This window comes from Cryobacterium mannosilyticum, assembly GCF_004402705.1.
GTDB classification, from domain to species: Bacteria; Actinomycetota; Actinomycetes; order Actinomycetales; family Microbacteriaceae; genus Cryobacterium; species Cryobacterium mannosilyticum.
The window spans coordinates 351,959-362,547 of the sequence record NZ_SOFM01000007.1; the positions used below are offsets into that span (position 1 = coordinate 351,959).

Below are 10,589 nucleotides of genomic sequence, written 5' to 3' on the forward strand. Positions count from 1 at the left end.
GGCCACCCGCTTACGGGGCGGGCGTGATGCTGATGATGCTCGAGAGGGGGAGGGTACGTTCGATGTCGGCCCGCCGGTCCCGGGCCCGGAAGCGTCCGCCGCCCACGCTGGCCGGTTCCAGCAGATAGTCCACGACCACGCCGCCCGGCATGGCAATGCTGACGACGACGGTCTGCTTGGACTTGATTGCCGAGTCGAGCTGCCTGGCGAGCCAGGCATCCGCCGCCTGTCCCTCACCGCCGTCGCTGGCGCGCAACTTCTCGACCAGGGCGATCGTGGGGTCGACGGTGGACACCGGCAGCACCCGGGCGAGCTGGTGGCGGCGCAGGTGCACGATCTCGCCCGCCGCGTTCTCGGCGGCGACCGGGTAGCGGGCGTCGCTGAGGGCCCAGAACACGACGTCGCTGCCGAACCTGCTGGCCAGCCGGTTCTCGTCGACTCGGACGAGGCCGAGCGGGGCGAGGGTCTGGTCCACGGCGATCGTGCCGAGCAGGGCGGGATCCTCCGATTGCACATAGCTCTGGGCCGGTGACGCGGCCGGGTCGGTCGCGCCCACCCGCACCCGGCCGTACCGGGCCGCCGACTCGCGGATCAGGTAGTCGACCGGCTGAGGGATCCCGGTCAGGGACACCGTGCGGAGGAAGTCGAGCAGCGAATCCGCATTCTCGCCGGCGGCGAGGGCCCGGTTGACCGAGGTCGCCGAGATGCGATAGCTGAGGGCGAGTTCACGGCTCTCGACGTCGGCGAGCCCGCGCAGCCGGGCGTCGATCGACGGGGCGAGCGGACCGGGCGAGACGATGGACAGGTCGTTCTGCAGGTACACGGCACCGACCTCGGCCGGGAGTGCTGCCGTCATCGTGGCGATCGCCGCGTCGAGGTCGCCGGCCAGCACCGCGGCCCCGGCCGGGCTCGTGGTCTGATGGGCGGTGATCCCGATGAGTTCGGCGTCGTCGGCGAACTCGGTGACCCGATCGTCCATCCATTCGCCGCCGGCCGGGTACAGCCAGGCGACGAAGGAACGCAGGCCCTCGCCCCAGGAGACGCCGGGACGCCGGGCGAGGATGCCGCGCACGTCCGGCGGCAGAGCGGCATGCCAGGACTGCGCGATCGTGGCCCAGCGACGCGCGGTGCCCTCGAGCAGCCAGGCTTCGCCGGCCTCCGTCTCGTTCCAGTAGCCGTCGGAGTGGGCGATCAGGTCGGCGCGGGCCGCGGTGGCGACCACGGAGGCGACAGCCTCCAGGTCGACGCCCATGACGGCGGCCAGGCGCTTCGTGTCAGGCAACCCGAGGCCGCCGCGGCTGAGTTCCCTCGCCGGTTCCCGGGCGAGCTCGGTGACGAGCTCGGCGATCGATGACACGGCGGCGAACGCGCGTTCGGCGGCGAGCCGGTCGGTGAAACGGGTGTCAGTGGCGGACACGCCGGCCAGGGCGGAGGGCGCGGGCGCCCCGGCCAGTTCGGTCGCGGTCGGCAGCCCGAGGGCCGGCCAGACCAGCAACTGGGCGGCCACGGCGTCGTACGGCCGGAACCGGTCGTCGGCGAGGCGGCCCAACATCAGGGAATCCAACACGGCGGCCCGGGCGGCGACATCCGCTTCGGGAACGGGGGAGCCGGCCAGGTCGGACAGGCGCTCGGTCAACTCGGCGAGGGCAGGCGCGGGCGGCGCCGAGTCCGGGTCGGTCTCGACGGCTAGTTCGCCGGCGACGGCCAGCACCGCGAGGGTGGCCCGGTCGAGCTGGGCCAGGGTGCGCTGGACGGCCTCGGGTTCGAGAAGGGTCTCGGCGAGGTCGAAGAAGTCACGGATGCCGGTGGCCGGGACGGCGCGGATTTCGAGTGTGCGACGCAACGCTGCGTCGTCGAGTGCCCGGAGGCGTGAGGCGAGCGTGAGCATGGCGGCTACTCCCTGTTCTGTCGTGCCTCGCGTGCGCGGCGAAGAGCGGTCATCACCATGAGGGCGATGATCAGGAGGAACCCGAGCGGCAGGCCGAAGAGCGGCAGGGCCAGCACGACCGGCCAGACTCCCTGGCCGAAACCGTTGTCGGCTCCGGCTCCGGCGGCGGTGCCGATGATGACGGCGAGGAAGGCGAGGATCGACAGACCCACCACACCCGCAACCATGTAAGCCAGGATGCGTTCGAGCCGACCGGCGGCGTGTGGAGTTTGATTGGTCACACTCCCAAGGATACGGGGCATCTCTCGGTCCGACCGAATAGGCTGGGTGCGGTTGGCGCGCATTCCGCGCGCCCGGAATGCAGCGAGGTCCAGATGCCCACCGGCAAGGTCAAGTTCTACGACGAGGAGAAGGGTTTTGGCTTCATCACTTCCGATGACGGCCACGAGGTCTTCCTCCACGCTTCTGCGCTGCCCGCCGGAGTCACGGTCAAGGCAGGGACGAAACTCGAATTCGGAATCGCCGACGGCAAGCGGGGCGTCCAGGCGCTCTCCGTGCGCATCATCGAGGCGCCGCCGAGCCTGGTGAAACTCAGCCGCAAGCCGGCCGACGACATGGCGATCATCATCGAGGACCTCGTGAAGGTTCTCGACGGCATCGGTGCGAGCCTGCGCCGGGGTCGCTACCCCGACAGCGCGCACAGCCACAAGATCGCCGCGATGCTGCGCAAGGTCGCGGAGGAACTCGATGCTTGACCAGGCGGACCCGACCCTCCTGGCGGCCGTGGACCTGGCCCGCGCGGCCCTGCTCGACATCACCCCGGCCGACACGATCGGCGAGCTCGTCGGGCACGTCGTCGAGGGCGAGCACGTGCTGACTCTGCTCCTCGACTGCACCATGCCCGGGTACCCGGGCTGGCGGTGGACGGTGAGCCTGTCCCGGGTCGACGAGGATTCCCTGCCGTCGGTTCTCGAGACCGAGCTCACTCCCGGCGATGAAGCGCTGATCGCCCCCGACTGGATCCCGTGGTCGGACCGGCTCGCCGACTACCGCACCGCGCAGGAGCTCGCCGCCGCGGTCGCTGCGGCCGAGACGCTCGACACGGACGACGACGACGAATCGGACGACGACGAGTCGGACGACGATGATGACGAGTCGGACGACGACGAAGACGACGAGCCGGATGAAGACCCGCTCGCCCTCGACGACGACTTCGACGACCACGGCGAAGACGTGCTCGACGGGATCGACTTCGGTGAGGCGCTACCGACGCCGGAACTGAACCCAGCCGAGGCCGACGAGCCCGAGGCCGAGGCCGATGGCGGCGCACGCCGTCCACCAGCCAAGTCCCGCCGCCGCAAGGTCGTCCTGGAAGAAGACAGCGAGCACCAGGGCTAGGAGCCAGCCGGCCGAGCCCGCCAGGATCGCCATCCGGGCGTCCGTGCGAGCGGGCAGCGGGTCAGGCCGGCGTTCGCTGTCCTTCAACCAGAGACGCACGGTGCCGCCTAGCTGCCGAGGTTCTGCACGACGTACTCGATCGACTTGACGAGCTGGCGCACGTCGTGCGGTTCGATCGCCGTGAACGTGGCCACCCGCAGTTGGTTGCGGCCGAGCTTGCGATAGGGCTCGGTGTCCGAGATGCCGTTCGCCCGCAGGGTCTTCGCCACGGCGGCGGCGTCGATCCGGTCGTCGAAGTCGATCGTGGCCACGACCTGTGAACGGTGGTCTGGATCGGTCACGAACGGAGTCGCGTAGTCGACGCTCTCGGCCCAGTCGTAGAGCACGGAGGACGATTCCTTCGTCCGCGCCGACGCCCAGGCGAGGCCGCCGTTCCCGTTGATCCAGTCGAGCTGGTTCTCGATCAGGAGCAGGGTGGCCACGGCCGGGGTGTTCAGGGTCTGGTTGAGGCGGGAGTTGTCGATCGCGTTCTTCAGGCTGAGGAACTCGGGGATGTACCGCCCGCTGGCGGCGATGCGTTCGACCCGCTCGATCGCGGCCGGGGAGAAGAGGGCGATCCACAGGCCGCCATCGGAGGCGAGGTTCTTCTGCGGGGCGAAGTAATAGGCGTCCGCCTGGTCGGCCTGGAAGTCGATTCCGGCCGCCGCACTGGTGGCGTCGATCACGGTCAGGGCGCCGAGATCGCCGTTCACCCGGGTGACGGGGGCCATCACGCCGGTGGAGGTCTCGTTCTGGGGCCAGGCGTAGACGTCGACCCCTTCGGTGGCGACGGCCGCGCTGCGCGAACCGGCCGGTGCCTTGATCACATCGGGGGCCTCGAGGAACGGGGCCGCCGCGGCGCTGGCGAACTTGCCGCCGAACTCGCCGAAGACGAGGTTCTGGCTTCGCTTCGAAATAAGGGAGAAAGCTGCCGCGTCCCAGAAGGCGGTCGACCCGCCGTTGCCGAGGACGACTTCATAGCCGTCCGGCGCCCGGAACATCTCGCTGAGTCCGGCGCGCACCCGGCCGACCAGATTCTTAACGGGGGCCTGGCGGTGCGAGGTGCCGAGGACGGTGGATCCGACGGCTAAGAGGTAGTCGAGTTGTTCCTGTCGTATTTTGGACGGGCCGCAGCCGAATCGTCCGTCGAGGGGCAAGAGTTCAGAGGGAATGGTCAGATTCTGCATAGGGCGATTCTAGTTGTCGGTGCCGCGACGGTAAGGTTGTCACTTGCATGGAGGCCGACCGGGAGGCTCTGGGGATGACTGATCTGATCGACACCACCGAGATGTATCTCCGGACGATTCTGGACCTCGAGGAAGAGAACATCGTTCCCCTCCGGGCGCGCATCTCCGAGCGGCTCGGCCACTCGGGCCCGACCGTGTCGCAGACCGTCGCGAGGATGGAACGGGACGGCCTCGTCGTCGTCTCCGGTGACCGGCACCTCGAGCTGACCCTGCCCGGTCGCCGCAAGGCCGTGCATGTGATGCGCAAGCACCGCCTCGCCGAACGCCTGTTGAGCGACGTGATCGGGCTCGAATGGGAGTTCGTGCACGACGAAGCATGCCGCTGGGAGCATGTGATGAGCGAGCAGGTTGAGCGCAAGATCCTCGAGATCCTGGGCCATCCCACCGAGTCCCCGTACGGCAATCCGATCCCCGGCCTCGATGAATTGGGCGATTCCCCCGCGGTCGCGTTCATGGCCGGAGTGACCAGCCTGGTCGACGTGGTCGCCAGTTCCGCGGAACCGGTCACCGCGGTCATCCGTCGCCTCGGCGAACCCGTGCAATTCGACCCGGAGCTTCTGGCCCAGCTGAAGAACTCCGGGGTGCTTCCGGGCAACACCGGGGTGTTCTCCGCGGCCGGTTCCTACGTGCTCGTGCGGGTCGACGGATGCGGCGACGGACTCGAACTTCCCAACGAGGTCGCCAGCCACATCTTCGTCGCCACGCCGCGCGTCCCGGCCTGATTCTCGACGCCCGAGGGCGCCAAACGGCGCGGGCTTCGTTACCAATTTGTTAGAAAAATGTGAATTTCGGGTGACAAACGGATGAACGTCACGTAGCCTCGGTGGCGTCAACAGGCCGGAAACCGGCCGACGGACCCGGACCAGGACGCCTTTCTCCGTCTCCAGGTGCGGTACCACCCGCGATCAGCGCAGTGGACGGGGCAACTCCCTAGTGTTGCCGAGGCGCCGGAGGTTCCCACTGTGGCCGCTTCAGGTAGAAAATCCGTCATTCGAGCAACACGCCCGCCAGCCGACTCGGCGGGTGAATCCCGGGCCGTGCTTCGGTCCGGCACGGCGCTCAGCCCGCGCGGCGAGCCCGGCACCGCCCCGCCGAAACGATCCATCTCCCGCCGCCGCCGCGGAGCGCTGGCCAATGTTGTCTTCATGACCCTGGCCGGCGGGCTCGTCGCGACCATGGCCATCCCGGCCTATGCATTCGCCCCGAGCTCGAAGGAGACGAACTTCGGCGCCACGGCGGCCACCGAGCTCACCCGGTCGGGGGCGCAGACCGTTGAGGTCGCCGAGCAGGCGGCCACAGTGAGCGTCGCCCGGGACGGTTTCACCGCGACCACGCCCGAGGAACTGGCGGCCGCGGCCGCCGCGAAGGCCGCGGAAGCCCGCCGGATCGAGGTCGCCGCGCAGATGTCGTCCTACGCCGCGTCGTACTCCGGCCCATCCGTGGCGGAGTACCTCGCGAATCCGTCCCATCCGAGCTTCGACCTGGCGTCGGTGTACGGCGTCGCGTCGCAGTACCAGGGTGTCCCGTATGTCTATGGCGGGGCCACCCCGGCCGGCTTCGACTGCTCGGGCTTCGTCATGTACGTCTACGCCCAGTTCGGGATCAGCCTCCCGCATTCCTCGGTCGGCCAGGGTGCCGCGGGGACCCGGATCGCCCTGGCCGATGCCCAGCCAGGCGACCTGGTGATCATGGACGGTCACGACGGTTTCTATGCCGGCAACGGGAACATCCTGCACGCACCATACGAAGGCACCGCCGTGCGCGTGCAGCCGCTCTGGACAAGCTCGTACTATATCGTCCGGCTCGGCATCTGAATCCCGGAATGTGAACGTTTCGTAACAGCTGGCGGATTCTGAGCCGCGCGCTTCGTGCGCTGCCGAATCTGGGTTAACCTGTTGCTCTGATGTTCTGCGAATTTTCGGAAGAGCCACGGCGCGAGCGGCGCACGATCCACACCATGGATGTGCGCTGCCGCTTCGCGCCACGGCGCAGCAGTCAAGCATGTCTCGGTCGCGCGTGTCTCAGCCACGTTGTTTCCCGTAGGGCGTTGTCATTGTGACGACGCCCTTTTTGTTTGCCTGCTCGCTTCCCCCTCGCCGCATCGGGACGTAGTTCGAATGGCTGGAAGCCGTCCAGCCCTTTTCGAAAGGGAACGCATGCGCACACTGGTCCTCAACGCGGGGTACGAGCCCCTCGCCGTGGTCTCCTTCAAACGGGCCCTCATCCTGGTCATGAACCAGAAGGCCACGATCGTCCAGGCCGACCAGGGCCACCCGGTCTGGGCTTCATCCGGGTCGTGGGACAGGCCGAGCGTGATCCTGCTCACCCGGTATGTACGCATCCCGCGGCTGCGGTCGGTGCCGGTCAGCCGGCGGGGCGTGCTGCGGCGGGACGATCACCGTTGCTGCTACTGCGGCAAGACCGCGAACACGATCGATCACGTGCTGCCCAGGTCGCGCGGCGGCCGGGACACCTGGGACAACCTCGTGGCGTGCTGCCTGCGCTGCAACAACCTTAAAAGCGACCGGACGCCCGGAGAGATGGGCTGGAATCTGCTCTTCCACCCGCGGATGCCGCTGGGCACGACCTGGGTGGTGCGCGGCGCCGAGCGGCCGTTGCCGCAATGGGATGAGTTCCTCGCTCCTGCCGCCTGACCAGCAGATGTAACGAAAAGGTAACGCACGGGGGTGACATCCCGCGCGGATTCCCATAGGGTGGGGGGAGCTTCGACCCGAACCAAGCCACGCAGAGGACCAGATTTTGCCCCATTCCGGCGAACCCGGCACATCCGCTCCTTCAGAGAACCAGAACGCTTTCCCGTCGCGACGCGAGTTGCGCGCGCAGCGGGAGGCCGGTTCCGCCCCGTCGGACGCGTCCGTCGAGGTCCCCGCGGAGTCCATCCCGATGACGTCGGTTCCCCTGGCATCAGTGCCCGCCGTCTCCACTCCGGGCGCCGACCAGGATGTCGCGCTCATCGTGGCCCAGGCCGGCCGCCGCTCTGGGGTGTCCTCCACTCCGCTCGCCCGCACACCGGCCGCCCGCCGCGGTCTTGCGTCCGCTGCATCTGCGCCCCGCCCGGCCCCGCGCCCGGCCAGGGTCTCCAACCGGCGCAGCCCGCTGAAGATCGCCGTCACACTTCTCGCGATTCCCGGACTGTTCCTCACCGCGGGTCTTCCCGCCTACGCCTTCTCACCCGGCGCCGGCGCGAACCACGGCGCGGCATCCACCCGTTCGCTGGCCGAGGCCGGCGCCCAGGGCGTCACCGTGGCGGCGGGCGCCTCGGCGGTGACCGTGGCCCGGGACGGCTTCACCGCCACGAGCAAGGAAGAACTCGCCCAGAAGGAAGCCGACGCGAAGCGCGCCCTCGCGGCGCAGAAGGCCGCCGAATCGGCCCGGGCGACCGCCGCATCCTTCGCCGTCTACGGCGTGCGCGCCGAGGGCGACGACTACCAGTGGTACAACATGCCCACCGAGTCCCAGGGCGGAGGGTTTTCGCCGTTCAACTACTACTACCGCGAATGCGTCGACTTCGTCGCCTGGCGTCTCAACCGTGACGCCGGCTCGACGAGCGCCCCGTTCAAGTGGACCTGGAGCTCCCTCACCCCGAGTGGCGGCAACGCGAGCAACTGGGCCAACGCCTGGTCGAGCCACGGCTGGCCGACCAGCAAGACGCCCGTCGTCGGTGCGGTGGCCTGGTTCAACTTCAACCACGTCGCCTACGTGCAGTCGGTCGGTGGCGACGGGTCGGTCGTGCTGGAGGAATACAACTGGATGGGTTCCCACGCGTACAACAAGCGCACGATCAAGGCCAGCGAAGTGCCGCTGTTCCTCTACCCGCCGGCCTGACCGGTCGTCTGGACCGGCTAAGCTTTCACCGCTAGCCTCTGTAGCTCAACGGAAGAGCAGTTCCGTCCTAAGGAAACGGTTGGGGGTTCGAATCCCTCCAGGGGCACCAAATCCTGCTTCGATGCATTGCTTGACGCGGGAACGCAATTCAGTCTGCCCCGGGGTGCTCGGGGGAATCGTCTGGAGCACACCATGGTTTCCCCCCGCATCGCGTTCCTCGACGTCGACGGCACCCTCATCGACTCGGGTGAGGTGATCGCACCGTCGACAATCGAGGCGGTGCGGACCGCCCGGGAGAACGGCCATCTGGTGTACCTGAGCACCGGGCGGGCCTCCGTCGAGATCTATCCCGCGATCCGCGACATCGGATTCGACGGCGCCATCAGCGCCGGCGGCGGGTTCGCCGAAGTCGGCGACGAACTGGTGATCACCCGCACGATGCCCGAAGACGCGGTGGCGCGCATGGTCGGCTTCTACGAGGAGTCGGGATACGACTTCTACCTGCAGGCATTCGACCAGCTATACCCGAGCCTCGGGGTGCGCGGGCGTTTCGCGACCTACCTCGACGACGACCGGGAGCGCAGGGGGGAGAACCGAACCGTTTCCGAATCAGTCGCCGAGCACGCCGAGCACCCCGCCCTGAGAGCGTTTGCCGACGTGCGGCCCCTCAGCTTCACCGGGATCGCGAAGTCGGTGTTCCTCGCCGGCGACCTGAAGGCGTTCGATCGCGTATCGGAAGCACTCGGCGGAGACTTCCACGTCATCACCGGCACCATCCCGCACCTGGGACGCGGCAGCGGCGAGGTGACCCTCGGCGGAGTGAACAAGGGCAGCACGGTCCTGCAGCTGCTCGACCTGCTCGGCATCGACGCGGCATCCGCGATCGCGCTCGGAGACAGCACCAACGACATCGAAATGCTGCAGGTGTGTGGCGTCGGCATCGCGATGGGAAACGCCACCGATGAGGTGAAGGCCCACGCCGATGAGGTCACCACGTCCGTGCTCGATGACGGCGTCTGGAATGCCTTCCGCCGCCATGGTCTGATCTGACCGGGATCTTCGCCACGGCATCGCCGTCTCAATGAAATTCTATGTTCGTATGAATTGAGCTTTGGATCTGAGAAATACTCGTATCTTTGTTCGAATTATGGTATTCTGGGGTCATGGCAGGAACCCCTGATCCCAGTGCCACCACCGCCTTCACCGAGGCGGATGCCGGCAGTGCGGATGCCGGCAGTGCGGGTATGGCGGGGTTGTCGCCACTGCGGGAACTGGCTGCCCTGCAGGCGACGGTGGCGGGCGCGTTGGCTGCGGTGCCGTTGGCGGGGTTGAGTGATCTGGACACGGTGGCGGTGCTCACGGTGGTGGAGGGGCTGGGCCGGAGCATTGATGCGGCCCGGGTGGCCGCCGCGGCCGAGGTCGGCAGCCGGGCGGTGCGAATCGCGCCGGGGCGTTCCCAGCCGGCGTTGCCGGNGCGGCCGAGGTCGGCAGCCGGGCGGTGCGAATCGCGCCGGGGCGTTCCCAGCCGGCGTTGCCGGCCGCGCTGGGCTGCCGGGACGGCCTGGAGGTGATCGTGCGGGCGACCCGGATCTCGGTGCGGGAGGCCAAACGCCGGTCCCGGCTGGGCGGATTCGTCACCGCCCGCACCGGGGTCGGGGGCACCGTGCCGCCGTTCTACCCGGCGGTGGCCGCCGCGCTGACCCAGGGTGAGCTCGGGCTGGAGGCGGCGGAGGTGATCGTGACCGGGCTGGAGCAGATCAGCGCCCGGGTCGCCCCCGACGACCTGCACACCGCCGAGCGGGCCCTGGTGGCGTGCGCGACCGGGGCGGTGACCGACGAGACCCGGGGCCTGCCCGGCGAAGGCCTCGCGTTTAGCGCCGACATCCTCCGCGGGATCATGCTGCAGTGGCAGGCCCGGCTCGACCCTGACGGGACAGCCCCGACCGAGCCTGTGCTCGAGGGCCGCAGCACCCTCGGCTTCGGCCTGCTCAAAGACGGCCTCTACCCGCTCCGCGGCGGCGTCACCCCCGAGCTCCGCGGCATCATGAACGTGCTCTTCGACAGCTACCTCTCCGCCCGGGCCGCGCCCGCGTTCCCCACCCAGGAGGAACAGGCCCGAATCGACGCCGGCGCCCTGATCCCCGGAGCCGACACCGCAGACACCGCGGCCG

General features: G+C 68.7%; 11 protein-coding genes, 1 tRNA gene and 1 pseudogene. 9 read left to right on the plus strand and 4 right to left on the minus strand.

Annotated elements, in window-relative coordinates; genetic code table 11:
* Nucleotides 1-10 precede the first annotated feature (10 nt).
* Together E3O32_RS03105 and E3O32_RS03110 are read right to left on the minus strand one after the other, a co-directional pair.
* Entirely contained in the window at nucleotides 11-1,888 is a 1,878-nt protein-coding gene (locus E3O32_RS03105; RefSeq protein WP_134506863.1) for a helicase-associated domain-containing protein, read from the minus strand.
* Nucleotides 1,889-1,893: 5 nt separating this feature from the next.
* Complete coding sequence (locus E3O32_RS03110; RefSeq protein ID WP_134506865.1) at nucleotides 1,894-2,169, minus strand: hypothetical protein; 276 nt, start codon at nucleotides 2,167-2,169, stop codon at nucleotides 1,894-1,896.
* A 93-nt stretch (nucleotides 2,170-2,262) separates the two neighbouring features.
* Here E3O32_RS03110 and E3O32_RS03115 point away from each other — a divergent pair, with 93 nt between their 5' ends.
* Both E3O32_RS03115 and E3O32_RS03120 read left to right on the plus strand, forming a co-directional pair.
* A complete protein-coding gene (locus E3O32_RS03115) occupies nucleotides 2,263-2,643 on the plus strand; it encodes a cold-shock protein (RefSeq protein WP_134506867.1) in 381 nt (126 codons plus the stop codon).
* Nucleotides 2,636-3,034: pseudogene (locus tag E3O32_RS03120) on the plus strand (DUF3027 domain-containing protein); the annotation flags it as partial. The gene E3O32_RS03115 and the pseudogene E3O32_RS03120, both read left to right, overlap by 8 nt.
* Before the next feature lie 117 nt (nucleotides 3,035-3,151).
* Here E3O32_RS03120 and E3O32_RS17395 read toward each other — a convergent pair.
* The gene (locus E3O32_RS17395; protein WP_241974519.1) at nucleotides 3,152-3,319 is read right to left on the minus strand and encodes a hypothetical protein; all 168 of its coding nucleotides are present in this window, start codon (nucleotides 3,317-3,319) and stop codon (nucleotides 3,152-3,154) included.
* 74 nt (nucleotides 3,320-3,393) lie between these two features.
* Nucleotides 3,394-4,512, minus strand: a complete 1,119-nt coding sequence (serC, locus tag E3O32_RS03125; protein WP_134506871.1) for a phosphoserine transaminase — start codon at nucleotides 4,510-4,512, stop codon at nucleotides 3,394-3,396.
* A gap of 74 nt (nucleotides 4,513-4,586) precedes the next feature.
* On the opposite strand from serC, the gene E3O32_RS03130 reads away from it, so the two are divergent.
* The 7 genes from E3O32_RS03130 to E3O32_RS03160 all read left to right on the plus strand — a co-directional run.
* The gene (locus tag E3O32_RS03130; RefSeq protein ID WP_134506873.1) at nucleotides 4,587-5,294 is read left to right on the plus strand and encodes an iron-dependent transcriptional repressor DtxR; all 708 of its coding nucleotides are present in this window, start codon (nucleotides 4,587-4,589) and stop codon (nucleotides 5,292-5,294) included.
* Between the two features lie 315 nt (nucleotides 5,295-5,609).
* Nucleotides 5,610-6,386 carry a C40 family peptidase gene (locus E3O32_RS17505; protein WP_134506874.1) on the plus strand — a complete coding sequence of 259 codons (777 nt, stop codon included), beginning with the start codon at nucleotides 5,610-5,612 and terminating at the stop codon, nucleotides 6,384-6,386.
* A 342-nt stretch (nucleotides 6,387-6,728) separates the two neighbouring features.
* Nucleotides 6,729-7,226 carry an HNH endonuclease gene (locus E3O32_RS03140; RefSeq protein ID WP_134506876.1) on the plus strand — a complete coding sequence of 166 codons (498 nt, stop codon included), beginning with the start codon at nucleotides 6,729-6,731 and terminating at the stop codon, nucleotides 7,224-7,226.
* Nucleotides 7,227-7,476: 250 nt separating this feature from the next.
* Nucleotides 7,477-8,418 (plus strand): CHAP domain-containing protein, encoded by a 942-nt coding sequence (locus E3O32_RS03145; protein WP_134506879.1) that lies wholly within the window; start codon nucleotides 7,477-7,479, stop codon nucleotides 8,416-8,418.
* 34 nt (nucleotides 8,419-8,452) lie between these two features.
* Nucleotides 8,453-8,527, plus strand: a tRNA-Arg gene (locus tag E3O32_RS03150).
* Between the two features lie 83 nt (nucleotides 8,528-8,610).
* Nucleotides 8,611-9,468, plus strand: a complete 858-nt coding sequence (locus tag E3O32_RS03155; protein ID WP_134506881.1) for a Cof-type HAD-IIB family hydrolase — start codon at nucleotides 8,611-8,613, stop codon at nucleotides 9,466-9,468.
* A 448-nt stretch (nucleotides 9,469-9,916) separates the two neighbouring features.
* On the plus strand, nucleotides 9,917-10,589 hold a 673-nt coding region (locus E3O32_RS03160; RefSeq protein ID WP_134506883.1), incomplete at its 3' end, for a DUF222 domain-containing protein.